We start from the raw sequence: 14,014 nt of genomic DNA on the forward strand, positions 1-14,014 counted from the left end.
CGCAAGGCCCGCTGCTCACCCAGCCGCCTCACCGCCACCGTCCAAGCCATCCTCACCCTTCACCACCAGGGCCAATGAAGTTGGAATTAGCTCAATGATGCGGCCGCCCGCGCGCAGCACTCGGGAGGCGGCCCGGATGATGGCGATCACGCCGAGGTAGTTGGTGGCGTGCATCCGGTCCAGTGCGGCGGTGTCGGCGTCCGGGTCGTCCACCGTGCCGCTCACGCCGATCGCCGCGTTGTTGACGAGGATGTCCAGGCCGCTGAAGTGCGCCACCACGTCGTCAATCAGCGCCGGCGCCTGACTCGTGTCCGCCTGGTCGGACTTGAAGGCGACGGCCTTCGCTCCCTTGCCGCGCACCTCGTCGACGACAGCCTGCGCCTGCTTCTCGGAGCTGACATAGGTGAAGGCGACGTCGGCGCCCTGCTCGGCCAGCAGTCGTACGGTCGCGGCTCCCAGTCCGCGCGAACCCCCGGTGACCAGGGCGACCTTGCCCGTCAGCGGCTTGTTCATTCTTCTCACCTCACTGGTTGACCATCTTCCGACTGTCGTAACGATAATGATTACGACAGCCTGTCGCAACTTTGGCTGTTACGACTGGTTCGTCGTAACATCGGGAGTTGCGATCGAGAGGAACGAGTTCATGAGCGCCAACAGCAGGTTGACCATCGCCGCCCACGCGCTGGCCTGGATCGGTCTCTACCAGCGCCAGGGCCATGAAGTCGCCACCTCCGAGCAGATCGCGACCAGCGCGAGCACCAATCCCGTGGTCATCAGGCGGCTGCTCGGCGAGCTGCGCAGGGCCGGGCTCGTGGAGTCCCGGCGGGGCGTGGGCGCGGGCTGGTCACTGGCGCGCGAGCTGGGGTCGATGACCCTGCTCGACGTGTACGAGGCAGTGGAACCCGGCCCGCTGTTCGCGATGCACCGCACCACCCCGGACCAGGGATGCGCGGTGGGTTGCGGCATCCAGCCGGCAATGCAGGGCATCTACGACGGCATCGAGGAGACCCTGAGACACGAGCTGGCCCGCGTCACGCTCGAGAAAGTACTCCAGGACGTACTCGCGGCACCTCGCTAGCCTCCCCATTACGCCCTGACATCACCAAGATCCCCTCCATGCCCAGGCCAGTGAATAGCCTGGCAACCAGTCACGCCGGAGACCGTTGCAGTATTAGACCGTGTCCTACGAGCTCGTCTGGGCGAACTCAGCGAGCAGATCGAGCATCTGCGGATCAGCCGCAAGGCCCTCATCTCCCTCGCCGAGGAGGACGCCGCCCCGGTCGAGCCGGTCGCAACTCCTCCCACCATCCCCGATCACCCCGCCTATCAGCAGATCCTCACCGTCTTCGGCAAGGCCGGCGGCTCCCTGCGCGCCCGCGATCTGGCCATGGCCATGGACCTGCCGCCGACACAGAACGCCATCCAGAACGTCCGCGCCAAGCTCAAACGCCTGACCAGCCGCAGCATCCTCGTCGAGACCGAACCGGGATTGTTCACCCAGCCGCGCCCATAGTCCGAACGGTTCGTCTCCGACCAGCAGGCCTGACCCAACCCCAACGACGAAAGGGACATCAACTCGCGAACCGCCCTCTTAGGTCAGTGGACCGTCCAGGGCGATTCCGTACATGTGGGAGACCCGGAGCCGGATGACGAGGCGCCGGTCCCGCACCATCCGCTCGAAGAACTCCGCTTCGTCGGCCGGGTCGATGGGGCCGAACAGCGGCAGCAGTTCGCGGCCGACGGCGTCGCCGGGCCGCGTGGTGACGCCCGAGACCTCGGCCTCGCCCTCGGCGACGGCGTAGGAGAGGACGGTCTCGCCCTGGACCTGGAAGGTCGCGCGCGGGTCCCGGAGGAGGTGGCGCACCTTGATGCGGTCGGCGACCGACGGGATCCGGATGATCCGCTCGTCGGGATCCCACGCGTAGACCATCGAGGCCAGGTGCGGCTGGCCGCTGCGCTTCAGTGTCGCCAGCGAACCGAATTGCTGCCCGCCGAGGAGCCGGCTCGCCTCTTCCTGGGTGAGGGCGCGGGGGCCGGGCCCTTGGCCGGGGCGGTACTCGGGGGTGTTGTCGTCGGTCATGGTCGCCCTCCTGGTGGTAGCCAACAGGAGGGACTTTAGCAGATAGTTTTGTTGTAGATGGTTTTGTTCGGATCTACCGGTCCGTGGTCGTGTCGGGGCCCAGGGACTGGATCGCGGCGTCGATCGCGGTGGCCAGGCGGGCGGGGTCGTGGCCGGCGCGTTCTCGTACGCGGAGCCCGAGGACCGTTGTGAACAGCAGTTCCACTGAGGCTTCGATGTCGAGGGTGGTGGGCAGTTCGCCCCTCTGGTGGCCCTCGCGCAGGAGTGAGCGCAGGGCCTGGCGGGTGACCTCGAAGGCGGCCTCGGTCCGCTGGTGGATCTGGTCGTCGGCGGTGCCGAGCTCGGTGGCGGTGTTGACCACGAAGCAGCCCCGGCCGGGCTCGCCGTCGGACGGGCAGGAGACCAGCCACAGCATCCAGTCGCGCAGCACCTCGCGGACCGGGCGGCCGGCGGCGTCCAGCTGCTGCTCGGCCTCGGCGGAGTCGGTGGCCCGGTAGTGGTCGAGCGCGCGCAGGAAGAGCGTGTGCTTGTCGGTGAACGTCCGGTACAGGCTGCTCGGAGTGAGTTCGAGTTCGGCGCCCAGGTCGCGCACCGAGGTGGCGTTGTAGCCGCGGCGCCAGAACAGCCCGGTCGCCCGGGTGACCGCGTCCTGCTCGTCGAACTGCCGGGGGCGTGCCATGTCCGTCACCCTACCCGGCTTGTGGAGCGATCGCTCCCATACTAGGGTCCGCCGTCATATGGGAGCGATCGTTCCCAAATGGCGAGGAGGCATCCGTGACGACGATGGGCAAGTCCGCGGTCCGGGCGGAGCAGGCTCCACCGAAGAACCGGTGGGCGGCGGTCGCCGTGGTGGCGCTCGGGACGTTCCTGCTGGTGACCGCCGAGCAGCTGCCGATCGGGCTGCTGACCCGCGTCGGGTCGGCGCTGGCGGTCTCCGAGGGGACGGCCGGGCTGATGGTGACGGTGCCGAGCCTGGTCGCCGCGGTCGCGGCGCCGCTGGTTCCGGTGCTCGTCGGCGGGATGGACCGGCGCCTGCTGCTGCTCGGGCTGATGGGGCTGATGACGCTCGCCAACGTGGCCTCGGCCCTGGCGCCGAGCTTCACCGTCCTGGTGACCTCCCGGGTGCTGGTCGGGGTGGCGATCGGCGGCTTCTGGGCCGTCGCGAGCGGCCTCGCCGTCCGGCTCGTCGCCCCGGCGGCGGTGCCGCGCGCCACCGCGGTCATCTTCGGCGGCGTCGGAGCCGCCAACGTGTTCGGCGTCCCGCTCGGCACGCTGCTCGGCGACTTCTCCGGCTGGCGCGTCGCGTTCGCGACGCTGAGCGTCCTGGCGCTCCTCGCGCTGCTGGCCCTGCTGGCCGTGCTCCCGCCGCTGGCCGCGTCGCGTCCGGTCCGGCTGCGGCTGCTGGCCGCGCAGTTCCGCGACCCGGGCGTCCGCGTCGGCATCCTGGCGACGTTCCTCATCGTGACCGGCCACTTCGCGGCCTACACCTTCGTCAGCCCGGCGCTGCAGAGGCTGTCGGGAATCGACGAGCGGCTCGTCGGCCCGCTGCTGTTCGCCTTCGGTGCGGCGGGCATGGCCGGCAACTTCATCGCCGGTGCCGCGCTGGCCCGCCGTCCGCACCGGACCGTGCTGGTGATCGCCGTGGCGCTGGCGGCCGCGATGCCGCTCTACCCGGTGCTGGGCGGGACGCCGGCCGGCGGCGCCGTCCTGCTGATCGCCTGGGGCCTGGCCTTCGGCGGCGTGTCGGTCGGCCTGCAGACGTGGATGATCAAGGCGGCGCCCCAGGCCGTGGAGGCGGCCTCCTCGCTGTGGGTCGCGGTGTTCAACCTGTCGATCGGCCTGGGCGCCCTGGTGGGCGGTGTCATCGTCGACTCGCTCACCCTCCAGGCCGTCCTGTGGGTCGGTGGTGCCTTCGCCTTGGCGGCCGCAGTGGCGGTCTGGTGGGCGCGTACCAACGAGAACCTGCGCTGAGCTACGCCGATAATGCTTTGCCCGTGCGTGGGACGCGAACCTAAACTCGCAGGTCATGCGTCCGATAACCGAACGCGGCCTGCGGTCCTGCTTCGTCAACTGCTCCAAGGGCGAGGCCAAGCGCCTCACCCTTCCCAAGGACTTCGCGGAGTCGCCCTGGGACGACCTCGACTTCCTCGGCTGGCGGGATCCGAAGGCCCCCGACCGCGCTTACCTGGTCGTCGAGACGGACGACCGGCTCACCGGGGTGGCGTTGCGGCTCGCGTCCGCGCCGGGCAAGGCGCGCGGGTTCAACTCGACCAGCCTGTGCTCGTTCTGCCAGACCGTGCACACGGGCGGCGGTGTCGCGTTGATGAGCGCGCGGCGCGGCGGCGACGCCGGCAAGCAGGGCAACACCATTGGCCGGTACCTGTGCGCCGACCTGGCCTGCTCCCTTTACGTGCGGGGACGGAAGCAGACCTTGCTGGGCACTGGTGATGACGGTGTCCCCATTGAGGAGAAGGCTGCGCGCATCAGGGCGAATCTGGACGAGTTCATCGGCTCGGTCGTCGCCTGATCGTCTCTGCCTCAGAGCATCCCTCGCCCTCTCCACCGCCGGGCGCATTCGGACATAATGAGCGGTGCTGCGGCATCGTCCGCAATTAAGGCTGGTAGCGGTGGACCAACTGCTCGGGCGGGACGCGGAGCGCGCTCTTCTGGATCAGGCGATCGCGGCGGTGCGCGCCGGGGAGAGCCGCGTGCTGGTCCTGCTGGGAGAGCCCGGGGTCGGGAAGTCCACGCTCCTGGGGTACGCCGAGCGCGCGGCGACGGGCATCCGGGTGCTGCGTGCGGCGGGCGTCGAATCGGAGATGGAGCTGGCGTTCGCCGCTCTGCACCAGCTGTGCGTCCCGCTGCTGGACGGCCTGCCGAACCTGCCGGAGCCGCAGCGTGAGGCGCTGGAGACGGTGTTCGCGTTGCGCGCCGGGCCCCCGCCGGAGCGCTTCCTGGTCGGGCTCGCGGTGCTGGGGCTGCTCTCGGACGCGTCCGAGAAGGGCCCCGTGCTGTGCGTGGTGGACGACGCGCAGTGGCTGGACCGCGCGTCGGCGCAGATCCTCGGTTTCGTCGCGCGCCGGCTGCTGGCCGAGTCGGTCGCCCTGCTGTTCGGCTCCCGGGAGCGTCCGCGGGATCTGATCGGGCTGCCGGAGCTGGAGGTCGCGGGCCTGGCGGAGGCGGACGCGCGGGCGCTGCTGGAGTCGGTGGCGCGGGTCCGGCTCGACCGGCACGTCCGCGAGCGGTTCCTCGCGGAGACGAGGGGCAACCCGCTGGCCCTGCTGGAACTGCCGCGCGGGCTGTCGGCGACGCAGCTGGCGGGCGGGTTCGGCCTGCCGCACGCCGGCGCGCTCCCGAACCGGATCGAGCAGAGCTTCCTGGCCCGCATCGAGGCGCTTCCCGAGCAGACCCGGATGCTGCTGCTGGTCGCCGCCGCCGAGCCCACCGGCCGGCCCGCCCTGGTCTGGGCGGCCGCCGAACGGCTCGGGATCACGCCCGAGGCGGCCCTCGCGGCCGGGACGGACGGGCTGCTGGAGTTCGACACCCGGGTGATCTTCCGCCATCCGCTGGTGCGGTCGGCCGTGTACGGGTCGGCGGGGCGGCGGGACCGCCGGTCGGCGCATCTGGCCCTCGCCGAGGTGACGGACGCGGTGGCCGACCCCGACCGCCGCGCCTGGCATCTCGCGTCCGCGGCGACCGGGCCGGACGAGGAGGTCGCCGCCGAACTGGAACGGTCCGCCGGGCGGGCGCAGGCGCGCGGCGGGCTGGCTGCGGCGGCGGCGTTCCTGCAGCGGTCCGCGGTGCTCAGCGTCGACACCGCGCGGCGCGCCGACCGCGCGCTGGCGGCGGCCGACGCCGCGCTCCGGGCGGGCGACCTCGACGCCGCGCGGCAGCTGGCCGCCCTCGCCGACCGGAACGCCCGGACCGAGATCCAGCGGGTGCGCGCCCACCTCGTCCACAGCCACATCACGTTCGCGGCGGGCTTCGACGACGCGGCGCCGCCGATGCTGCTGGAGGCCGCGCGGCGGCTGGAGCCGTTCGACATGGACGCGGCGCGGGAGACCTATCTCATCGCCTGGGGCAGCGCGTCCTACGGGGCCGCGAACCGGGAGAGCCTCGTGGCGATCTCCGAGGCGATCGGGCGGCTGCCCCCGCCGGACGGGCCGCCGAGCGTCCGCGATCTCGTGCTGGAGAGCTACGCGCTGCTCGTCACCGCCGGCCGGAGCGCCGCGCTGCCGGTGATGCGGAAGGCGGTGCGCGCGCTCGTCGACGCCCCCTCGCAGGACTTGCTGAAGTGGAGCTGGGCCGCGAACGGGCTGGTCGCGCTGGCCTGGGAGGACGGGCTCATGACCGGGACGCCCGCCCGGGTGCTGGCGGAGGTCCGCGCGGCCGGCGCCCTCGCCGACCTTCCCGTCTACCTGCACGCGCTGGGCATACCGGTCTCGCTCAGCGGCGACCTCGACGCCGCCGCCGAGATCGCCGCCGAGTCCGAGGACGTCGCCGCCGCGACGGGCGTGCCGATGACGCAGCACACCCGGCTGCTGCTGGCCGCGCTGCGGGGCCGGGAGGCGGACGCGTCGCCGCTGCTCACCGCCGCGATCGAAGAGGCGGGCGCCGGCGGCCAGCTCGCGGGCGTCGCGACCGCGCAATGGGCGACGGCGATCCTCTACAACGGCCTGGCGGACTACGAGCGCGCGCTGTCGGCGGCCCAGGCCACCATCCAGAGCGCGAACGAGCTGGTCTGCCAATGGGCGCTGCCCGAGCTCGTCGAGGCGGCGGCGCGCACCGGGAACGGCACGGCCGCCCACGGGGCGCTGGAGGAGCTGGCGGGCACGGCCGAACCCTGCGACACCGACTGGGCGCAGGGCATCCTGTCCCGCTGCCGGGCGCTGCTGAGCGACGACGACGCCGCGGCCGACCTGTACCGCGAGGCGATCGAGCGGTTGGGACGGACGGTCCTGCGCCCCGAACTGGCCCGCGCTCACCTGCTGTACGGCGAGTGGCTCCGCCGCGACCGCCGGCGGGTCGAGGCGCGGACCCACCTGCGCACCGCGTACGACATGTTCACGTCGATCGGGATGGAGGCGTTCGCCGAGCGCGCGCGGCGCGAGCTGCTCGCGACCGGCGAGACCGTCCGCAAACGCAGGAGCGATGCCGCGACGGACGTGCAGCTGACGCCGCAGGAGCAGCAGATCGCCCTGCTCGTCCGGGACGGCCTGTCCAACCCGGAGGTCGCGGCCCGCCTCTTCGTGAGCCCCCGCACCGTCGAATGGCACCTCCGGCAAGTGTTCGCGAAGCTCGGGATCAGCTCGCGCAAGCAGCTCCCCGGCGTCCTGCCGCGCGACGAGTCGGTGTCCACACCCCGCGCGTAGCGGCCTGCCACGCGGCGTCCGGGGGGTCTCGGCGGCCCTAGCCGGAGCCGACCAGTGACACACCCTGGTGCGACCGGTGACCGGCTGGACGAGATTTGGACCGTCGGCGTTCCGCCGAGCGCCCGGAGGCGCGGGTCCAGCGACCGGCTCCCCGGACGTCCCGGGTCCCACCGGTCACCGAGTCCTCCGTGGCCACGAGCGAATGAGGCAGCCTTGTCGGAGCAGCCGCTGGAGGGAGCCGTCGCGCTCGTCACCGGAGCCGGCGACGGGATCGGCGCGGCGACCGCGCGCCGCCTCGCCCGCGAGGGCGCGGTCGTCGCGCTGCTCGGCTCCCGCGGCGACCGCCTGCGGCAGGTCGTGGGCGACATCGCGGAGTTCGGCGGGTACGCCGTCGCGGTGGAGGCCGACCTCACCGAGCCGGACCGGGCCGAGGACGCGGTGCAGGAGGCGCTGGACCGGTTCGGGCGGCTGGACGTCCTGGTCAACGATGCCGGGATCATGCTGCTCAACTCGGCGCTGCACACCACCGTCGAGGAGTGGGACCGGATGGTCGCGGTCAACGTCGCGGCGCTGCTGCACGTCACGCACGCCGCCGTCCCGCACCTGATCTACGCGGCGTCGACGTCGCCGCGGCAGGTCGCGGACCTGGTGAACGTCGGCTCGACGGCCGGGCGCGCCGCCCGGCCGGGAAGCAGCGTCTACTCCCTGACGAAGTCCGGCCTGAACGCCTTCACCGAGTCGCTGCGGCAGGAACTGCTCGGCGAACGGGTCCGGGTCAGCGTGGTGGAGCCCGGCTTCGTCGACACCGAGTTGATGGACCACCTCGGCGAGGCCGGCCGGGGTATCGCCGGGGCGGGGGCACTGCGTGCGGAGGACGTCGCGGACGCCATCGGCTACATCGTTACGCGGGACCGGCGGGTCGCCGTCAACCAGATGCTGGTGCGCTCCGGCGACCAGACGTGGTGACCGCGCGGGAGCGGTCGGCGCCCATTCCTCCGCCCTGGCCGGCCGAGGCTCGTGACTGCTCCGGTTCTTCTCATGGCCGCCTCCCGCGCCATTAGCCGGGGAAAAGGAGGCCGGAATTGAGGTGCAGTTCCAGTGGCCCGGTGGTCGCGAGCAGCCCGTGCAGGCCGATCTCGTCCTGCTGTGCGTCGACCGGGTCGAACAGCCATTGCGCGGGCGAGAGCCGGACGGCCTGCGCCGTCCGGCGCACCACGACCACGTCGCACAGGACGTAGGTGGAGACGCCCAGCCCGGCCGAGTTGACCGGCGGCTCGCTGAAGGTGCCAAGGCCGTGGTCGGCGAGCCCCCGGTCGCCGATCACCAGCAGTTCGGCCTCGCGCGCCGCCTCGATCAGCGCGGGCCGGGGGTCGCCCCGGACGACCGCGGTGGTCACGGGGACGCGGGGCCCGGCGGCCAGGGCCGCGGCGCGCGCCCGCTCCAGGACCGCGCCGGGGCCGTCGCCGATCGCCTCCACGGCCTCGGCGATCCCGTCCTCCTCGGCGAACGGCTTCCACGCCACCGAGGCGGCGTGCAGGACGTGCAGCGCGATCGTGCGCCGAGCCGCCTCGCGCGCGGCCCATCCGACGGCCCGGAGGCCCGCCTGCGAGCCGTCGGCCACCACCACGATCATGTCCGTCTCCTTCGTTTCGCGCATCGCGCCCGGACCAAGGGGCGGTCAATGTGCCTCGTCCCGGTCGATGAAATGGCGGCGAAAAGCCATTCCCCGGGGCGTCGGTCGCCGTCCGCCACCACGTACGACCAACCGGCCCCGCGGTTTGTGACAGCTCGAATGGGAGGGAACATGTCCGTGCAAAAGTTCAGGGCCGTCCGACCTGGAGGTCGGGCGGCCCTGTCGGTGGGCGGGCATTCGGGGTCAGGCTTTGTTGAAGGTCCGCTTGGCCCAGAGGTAGGAGGCGACGGCGATGCCGGCGCACCAGGCGGTGGCGATCGCGGCGTTGTCGCCGATCTCGGTGCCGAGCAGCAGGCCGCGGACGGTCTCCATGATCGGGGTGAAGGGCTGGTAGTCGGCGAACCAGCGCAGGGCGGTGGGCATGGAGTCGGTGGGGACGAATCCGCTGCCGAGAAACGGCAGCAGGACCAGCGGCAGCGGCGCGTTGCTGGCCGCCTCGGGCGTCGAGGACTTCAGGCCGAGCGCGACCGCCAGCCAGGTGACGGCCAGAATGAACAGGGTCAGCAGGCCGAGGGCGGCCAGCCATTCGACGGCGGTCGCGTTCGGGCGGAACCCGATCGCGAAGGCGATGCCGATGAGGACCGCCATGCCGAGGAGCTGCTGGACGACGCTGCCGACGACATGGCCGGTGAGCACCGACGCCCGGGAGATCCGCATGGTGCGGAAGCGGGCGATGATGCCCTCGGTCATGTCGGTGGCGACCATGACGGCGGTGCCCGTCGCGGCGGTGGCCGCCGCCATGAGCAGGATGCCGGGCAGGACGTAGTCGACGTAGGCGTCCCGGCCGCCGCCGAGGCCGCCGCCGAGCGTCCCGCCGAGGACGTAGACGAACAGCAGCAGCAGGATCACCGGCGTGATGATCAGCTGGACGGTCATGGACGGGTAGCGGAGCAGCCGCTTCAGCTGGCGCCGGACCATGGTGGACGAGTCGCGGGCGGCGAGGGCGAGGGTGCTCATCGGACGGGCTCCTTCTGGTTCTGCTGGCCGGTGAGGGTGAGGAAGACGTCGTCGAGGTCGGGGGTGTGGACGCTCATCTCGGCGACGTCGATGGCGCGTCCGTCCAGCAGGACGAGCAGTTCGCGGACGGCGTGGACGCCGCCGTCGCTCGGCACCCGCAGGGTGAGCGCGTCCGCGTCGGCGATGCCGGTGCCGACGGCGTCGCGGGCCGCGCCGAGCAGGTCCGCGTCGGCGAAGGTGAGCTCGATGTGGCCGCCGGGGATGAGCCGCTTGAGCTCCTCGGCGGTGCCCTCGGCGATCAGCCGCCCGCGGTCGAGCAGCGCGATCCGGTCGGCGAGCTCGTCGGCCTCCTCCAGGTACTGCGTGGTGAGGAAGATCGTGACGCCGCCCGCGACGAGCTCCCGGACGATCTGCCACATGCCGCGCCGGCTGCGCGGGTCGAGGCCGGTGGTGGGCTCGTCGAGGAAGATCAGGCGCGGGTCGCCGACGAGCGTCATCGCGAGGTCGAGCCGGCGCTGCATCCCGCCGGAGTAGGTGGAGGCGGGCTTGCGCGCCGCGTCCACCAGGTCGAAGCGCTCCAGCAGTTCGGCCGCCTTGCGCTTGCCGTCCCGGCGGGACAGGTGCCACAGGTCGGCCATGAGGAGCAGGTTCTCCTCGCCGGTGAGCAGCTTGTCGACGGCGGAGTACTGGCCGGTGACGCCGATCGCGCCGCGCACCTCGTCCGGCTCGCGTTCCAGGTCGTGGCCGGCGACCTGGACGGCGCCACCGTCGGCCTCGATCAGGGTGGACAGGATCTGGACGGTGGTCGTCTTGCCGGCGCCGTTCGGGCCGAGCAGGGAGAAGATCGTCCCTTCGGGGACGGCCAGGTCGACGCCGTCGAGCACGGTCTTGTCGCCGTAGGACTTGCGGAGCCCGGTCGCGGCGATGGCCAGGGGGGTCATGGTCGGTGCTCCTCAGAGGCTGCGGGCGACGATGTCGCCGTGGCTGGTGGTGGCGTGGATCGCCAGGTCGGCGACGCCGCCGGCGTTCTTGAGCGAGTTGCGGATCCGGCCGTGGGAGGTGCCGGCGTCCAGCGAGGCGGAGACCCCGGCGGCGGCGCCGACCGACACCTCGCCGGACTGGGTGCGCAGCACGACCGTGCCGCGCACGGCCTCGGCGACGCTGATGTCGCCCTTCTGGGTGCTGATCTGCGCGGAGCCGGTGAGGCGGCCGACCGAGACGTCGCCGGCGGCGGTGGTGAGCCGGACGCCCGCCGCCTCGTCGATCTTGATGGGGCCGTGGGAGCCCTCGAAGGCGACCTCGCCGAGCCGTCCGACGCCGCGGAACTCGCCGCTGGCGGACTTCGCCTCGACCTGGGAGCCGGCGGGCAGTTGCACCGTCACCTCGACGGACCCGGACGGGCCGAAGAGCTGGTTGCGCGGCGCGGTGCCCGTGATCCGCAGGACGCCGTCGCCGTACTCGACCGCGGTCTGCTCCGCGGCCTGCACGTCGCGGGACTTGTCGGGGTTCGCGGGCCGGACCTCGACCGCGCTGTCGGCCCGGTCGGCGGCGATGATCTGGACGCGGCCCGCGGGGATGTCGAGGACGGCGGTGATCGGTGCCGGGGTGTCGAAGCGGTGCATCGTGCACTCCTCTGCTCGTTGTTTCGAACAATGGAAACGCTACGTTGCCTTTCCGATCTTGGCAACAAGCTCGTTGCACTAGACCAGCATCTCTGCACGTCAATACATGTTAATCGTTGCAACGACCCAGAATGGAATGCAATGATCGAGCGTCGTTGCATTGCAATGGAATGACCGTGAACGCTAAGCTGGGCGCGGAGCGCAGACGCATGAAGGAGGCCGCGATGCCGGGAGGCCGGCTCACCCAGCAGGAACGCCGGCAGATCGCGCTGGGCCTGGCCGACGGCCTCGCCTACGCGGAGATCGCCAGACGGCTCGACCGACCAACGTCCACGGTCACCCGAGAGGTGATGCGCAACGGCGGGCCCACCGGCTACCGCGCCGACCTCGCCCATCGCGCCACCGAGCGCCGCGCCAACCGGCGCAGGCAGACCGCTTCGCGCGCGCCGGGCGCCATCCCGCAGGCCGACGGGCGCGACCCGGAGGTGCTGCGCGAGTACGAGGAGGCCGTCACGGACGTCCTCATGCAGTCGGGCCTGGCCAACCGGATGATGGCGCGGATGCTGGTCGCCCTCTACATGAGCGACTCGGGCAGCCTCACCGCGTCCGAGCTCGTCCAGCGGCTCCAGGTCAGCCCGGCGTCGGTCTCCAAAGCGATCAAGTTCCTGGAGAGCCAGGACCTCGTCCGCCGGGTCCGGGACGAGGGCCGCCGCGAGCGCTACGTCGTCGACGAGGACCTCTACTACCAGTCCATGATCGGCAGCGTCCGGTCCCTCCACCAGCAGGCCGAGATCCTCCGGGAGGGCGTCGGCATCCTCGGGTCCGGGAGCCCGGCCGCCGTCCGGCTGGAGAACGTCTCGCGCTTCCTCGACTTCGTCGCCGAGAGCCTCGGCCGCGCCGCCGACCAGGCCCGCGAGGTCCTCTACAGCGGCACCCCGGCGACCGAGCCGAAGCCGGACGACGGGTAGCCGGGCCGCCGCTCAGACGACGAACTCGGCCGCGTGGTCGAGGGCCCACTCCGTGAACGACCGGGCCGGGCGGCCGGTGAGGCGCTCCACGTGGTCGGTCGTGAGCTCGGACGCCGGCCTGCGCACCGACGCGGCGATCAACGCCTCCACCAGCGGTGCGGGACGCCCGTCCGCGAGCATCCGGGCCCGTGCCGCGTCGGCGGGGACGGCCGCGAACCGCAGCCGGCGTCCGAGCGCGGCGCCGAGGCGCTCGACCTGCTCGGCACGGCTGAGAACCTCGGGCCCCGTCAGCAGGTAGGGGCCGTGACCGGACGGGTCGTGGCCGCCGAGCAGCACGGCCGCGGCCGCGTCGGCGACATCGCGCTCATCGACGACGGCCGTGCGCGCGACGTCCGGCCCCGACACGACGTCGCCCGCGCGCAACTGCGGCACCCAGCCGCGGGTGTTGGTCGCCAACGTGTCGCTGCGCAGCACCACGGGCCGCAGGCCGGCGTTGTGCAGCAGGCCCTCCATGTCCGCGTGCACCTGCACGATGGGATCGCTCTGGCGGGCGGCCCGGTCGTCCACGGCCGTCGATGAGAGGTAGACGACGCGGGGCTCCGCCGCCGCGAGTTCCGCGACCAGGCCGTGCGCGGGCGCGGAATCGAGCAGTGGCCAGATGAGGAAGACCGCGTCGACGCCGTCGAGGGCAGCGCGCACGCTGGCGCGGTCGGTGAGGTCGCCGACCACCGCTCCGGCGGTCGGTCGGCGCGTCAGGCCCAGCACCCGCACGCCGCGCGCGCGGAGGCGGCCGGCGACCTCGCGGCCGAGGTTGCCGGTCGCGCCGGTGACCAGGATCGTCGGACGGAGCCGGGGGCTCGCGGGGCGGTCGGCGTCGGGCATGATCGAGACGGTAGGGGTTCAGGTCGACATGAAGGCAAGGCGCGCGGTGCGGACGATCGGGGAGGTGGCCGCGGAGCTCGGTGTCGCCCCCCATGTCCTGCGGCATTGGGAGGACGTCGGAGCCCTCGCCGTCCGCCGCGATGGCAACGGCCACCGCCGCTACGACGACGCCGCCGTGGAGGAGGCCCGCACGGTGCTGAAGCTCCGCCGGGTCGGCCTGTCGCTGCCCGAGGTCATCGCCGCGATGGCGCCGCGGAAGGCGGCGGCACAGGCGGTCGTGCAGGCGAAGATCGCTTCGCTGGAGGCCGAGATCGCGCGGCGCCGGGAGGCCGTCACCTTCCTGCGGCACACCGCCGAGTGCCGGCATCGGTATCTCGACGAATGCCCGGAGTGCGCGACGTTCGTCCGCGAGGACTGAGAACGGCCGGCACCCCGAGCGC

General features: G+C 72.4%; 16 protein-coding genes. 8 read left to right on the plus strand and 8 right to left on the minus strand.

Going from position 1 to position 14,014, the window contains the following annotated elements:
• Positions 1 to 15: 15 nt before the first annotated feature.
• Positions 16 to 513 carry an SDR family NAD(P)-dependent oxidoreductase gene (locus ACGFI1_RS37410; protein WP_392792354.1) on the minus strand — a complete coding sequence of 166 codons (498 nt, stop codon included), beginning with the start codon at positions 511 to 513 and terminating at the stop codon, positions 16 to 18.
• Positions 514 to 643: 130 nt separating this feature from the next.
• Here ACGFI1_RS37410 and ACGFI1_RS37415 point away from each other — a divergent pair, with 130 nt between their 5' ends.
• Together ACGFI1_RS37415 and ACGFI1_RS37420 are read left to right on the plus strand one after the other, a co-directional pair.
• A complete protein-coding gene (locus ACGFI1_RS37415; protein WP_392735552.1) occupies positions 644 to 1,078 on the plus strand; it encodes an Rrf2 family transcriptional regulator in 435 nt (144 codons plus the stop codon).
• Between the two features lie 309 nt (positions 1,079 to 1,387).
• Positions 1,388 to 1,513: a hypothetical protein gene (locus ACGFI1_RS37420; protein WP_392735550.1), complete on the plus strand. Its 126-nt coding sequence runs from the start codon at positions 1,388 to 1,390 to the stop codon at positions 1,511 to 1,513.
• 78 nt (positions 1,514 to 1,591) lie between these two features.
• Here ACGFI1_RS37420 and ACGFI1_RS37425 read toward each other — a convergent pair whose 3' ends face one another.
• Positions 1,592 to 2,080, minus strand: a complete 489-nt coding sequence (locus ACGFI1_RS37425; protein ID WP_392792356.1) for a TIGR03618 family F420-dependent PPOX class oxidoreductase — start codon at positions 2,078 to 2,080, stop codon at positions 1,592 to 1,594.
• A gap of 73 nt (positions 2,081 to 2,153) precedes the next feature.
• Complete coding sequence (locus tag ACGFI1_RS37430) at positions 2,154 to 2,759, minus strand: TetR/AcrR family transcriptional regulator (protein WP_392792359.1); 606 nt, start codon at positions 2,757 to 2,759, stop codon at positions 2,154 to 2,156.
• 104 nt (positions 2,760 to 2,863) lie between these two features.
• Between ACGFI1_RS37430 and ACGFI1_RS37435 the strand changes: the two genes are divergently transcribed.
• From ACGFI1_RS37435 to ACGFI1_RS37450, 4 genes are all read left to right on the plus strand, one after another.
• Positions 2,864 to 4,051 carry an MFS transporter gene (locus ACGFI1_RS37435; protein WP_392792614.1) on the plus strand — a complete coding sequence of 396 codons (1,188 nt, stop codon included), beginning with the start codon at positions 2,864 to 2,866 and terminating at the stop codon, positions 4,049 to 4,051.
• A gap of 55 nt (positions 4,052 to 4,106) precedes the next feature.
• Positions 4,107 to 4,607, plus strand: a complete 501-nt coding sequence (locus tag ACGFI1_RS37440; protein ID WP_392792362.1) for an FBP domain-containing protein — start codon at positions 4,107 to 4,109, stop codon at positions 4,605 to 4,607.
• Between the two features lie 100 nt (positions 4,608 to 4,707).
• Positions 4,708 to 7,452 (plus strand): ATP-binding protein, encoded by a 2,745-nt coding sequence (locus ACGFI1_RS37445; RefSeq protein ID WP_392792365.1) that lies wholly within the window; start codon positions 4,708 to 4,710, stop codon positions 7,450 to 7,452.
• A 213-nt stretch (positions 7,453 to 7,665) separates the two neighbouring features.
• The gene (locus ACGFI1_RS37450) at positions 7,666 to 8,418 is read left to right on the plus strand and encodes an SDR family oxidoreductase (protein WP_392792368.1); all 753 of its coding nucleotides are present in this window, start codon (positions 7,666 to 7,668) and stop codon (positions 8,416 to 8,418) included.
• A 91-nt stretch (positions 8,419 to 8,509) separates the two neighbouring features.
• Here the strand turns inward: ACGFI1_RS37450 and ACGFI1_RS37455 are convergent, their stop codons facing one another.
• The 4 genes from ACGFI1_RS37455 to ACGFI1_RS37470 all read right to left on the minus strand — a co-directional run bounded on the left by ACGFI1_RS37455 (position 8,510) and on the right by ACGFI1_RS37470 (position 11,724).
• Positions 8,510 to 9,085, minus strand: a complete 576-nt coding sequence (locus ACGFI1_RS37455; RefSeq protein ID WP_392792370.1) for a universal stress protein — start codon at positions 9,083 to 9,085, stop codon at positions 8,510 to 8,512.
• Positions 9,086 to 9,328: 243 nt separating this feature from the next.
• Positions 9,329 to 10,102 carry an ABC transporter permease gene (locus tag ACGFI1_RS37460; protein ID WP_138639357.1) on the minus strand — a complete coding sequence of 258 codons (774 nt, stop codon included), beginning with the start codon at positions 10,100 to 10,102 and terminating at the stop codon, positions 9,329 to 9,331.
• Positions 10,099 to 11,043, minus strand: coding sequence for an ATP-binding cassette domain-containing protein (locus ACGFI1_RS37465; protein ID WP_392792373.1), 945 nt, complete (start codon positions 11,041 to 11,043; stop codon positions 10,099 to 10,101). Before ACGFI1_RS37465 ends, ACGFI1_RS37460 begins: the two co-directional genes overlap by 4 nt.
• Before the next feature lie 12 nt (positions 11,044 to 11,055).
• Complete coding sequence (locus tag ACGFI1_RS37470) at positions 11,056 to 11,724, minus strand: DUF4097 family beta strand repeat-containing protein (RefSeq protein WP_392792376.1); 669 nt, start codon at positions 11,722 to 11,724, stop codon at positions 11,056 to 11,058.
• A gap of 224 nt (positions 11,725 to 11,948) precedes the next feature.
• Here ACGFI1_RS37470 and ACGFI1_RS37475 point away from each other — a divergent pair, with 224 nt between their 5' ends.
• Positions 11,949 to 12,692 carry a GbsR/MarR family transcriptional regulator gene (locus ACGFI1_RS37475; RefSeq protein WP_392735834.1) on the plus strand — a complete coding sequence of 248 codons (744 nt, stop codon included), beginning with the start codon at positions 11,949 to 11,951 and terminating at the stop codon, positions 12,690 to 12,692.
• Between the two features lie 12 nt (positions 12,693 to 12,704).
• Here ACGFI1_RS37475 and ACGFI1_RS37480 read toward each other — a convergent pair whose 3' ends face one another.
• Complete coding sequence (locus ACGFI1_RS37480) at positions 12,705 to 13,574, minus strand: SDR family oxidoreductase (protein ID WP_392792378.1); 870 nt, start codon at positions 13,572 to 13,574, stop codon at positions 12,705 to 12,707.
• Here ACGFI1_RS37480 and ACGFI1_RS37485 point away from each other — a divergent pair.
• A complete protein-coding gene (locus ACGFI1_RS37485) occupies positions 13,573 to 13,992 on the plus strand; it encodes a MerR family transcriptional regulator (RefSeq protein ID WP_392792381.1) in 420 nt (139 codons plus the stop codon). The two genes, ACGFI1_RS37480 and ACGFI1_RS37485, sit on opposite strands and share 2 nt — an antisense overlap.
• The last annotated feature ends 22 nt before the right edge of the window (positions 13,993 to 14,014 follow it).

This window comes from Actinomadura geliboluensis, assembly GCF_043197915.1.
Taxonomy (GTDB): Bacteria; Actinomycetota; Actinomycetes; order Streptosporangiales; family Streptosporangiaceae; genus Spirillospora; species Spirillospora geliboluensis.

Coding starts and splice junctions, on each gene's coding strand:
- ACGFI1_RS37460 (WP_138639357.1), bottom strand. CDS start 10,102: ATGAGCACCCTCGCCCTCGCCGCCCGCGACTCGTCCACCATGGTCCGG.
- ACGFI1_RS37440 (WP_392792362.1), top strand. CDS start 4,107: ATGCGTCCGATAACCGAACGCGGCCTGCGGTCCTGCTTCGTCAACTGC.
- ACGFI1_RS37430 (WP_392792359.1), bottom strand. CDS start 2,759: ATGGCACGCCCCCGGCAGTTCGACGAGCAGGACGCGGTCACCCGGGCG.
- ACGFI1_RS37435 (WP_392792614.1), top strand. CDS start 2,864: ATGGGCAAGTCCGCGGTCCGGGCGGAGCAGGCTCCACCGAAGAACCGG.
- ACGFI1_RS37485 (WP_392792381.1), top strand. CDS start 13,573: ATGATCGAGACGGTAGGGGTTCAGGTCGACATGAAGGCAAGGCGCGCG.
- ACGFI1_RS37465 (WP_392792373.1), bottom strand. CDS start 11,043: ATGACCCCCCTGGCCATCGCCGCGACCGGGCTCCGCAAGTCCTACGGC.
- ACGFI1_RS37475 (WP_392735834.1), top strand. CDS start 11,949: ATGCCGGGAGGCCGGCTCACCCAGCAGGAACGCCGGCAGATCGCGCTG.
- ACGFI1_RS37455 (WP_392792370.1), bottom strand. CDS start 9,085: ATGATCGTGGTGGTGGCCGACGGCTCGCAGGCGGGCCTCCGGGCCGTC.
- ACGFI1_RS37480 (WP_392792378.1), bottom strand. CDS start 13,574: ATGCCCGACGCCGACCGCCCCGCGAGCCCCCGGCTCCGTCCGACGATC.
- ACGFI1_RS37470 (WP_392792376.1), bottom strand. CDS start 11,724: ATGCACCGCTTCGACACCCCGGCACCGATCACCGCCGTCCTCGACATC.
- ACGFI1_RS37420 (WP_392735550.1), top strand. CDS start 1,388: ATGGCCATGGACCTGCCGCCGACACAGAACGCCATCCAGAACGTCCGC.
- ACGFI1_RS37415 (WP_392735552.1), top strand. CDS start 644: ATGAGCGCCAACAGCAGGTTGACCATCGCCGCCCACGCGCTGGCCTGG.
- ACGFI1_RS37410 (WP_392792354.1), bottom strand. CDS start 513: ATGAACAAGCCGCTGACGGGCAAGGTCGCCCTGGTCACCGGGGGTTCG.
- ACGFI1_RS37425 (WP_392792356.1), bottom strand. CDS start 2,080: ATGACCGACGACAACACCCCCGAGTACCGCCCCGGCCAAGGGCCCGGC.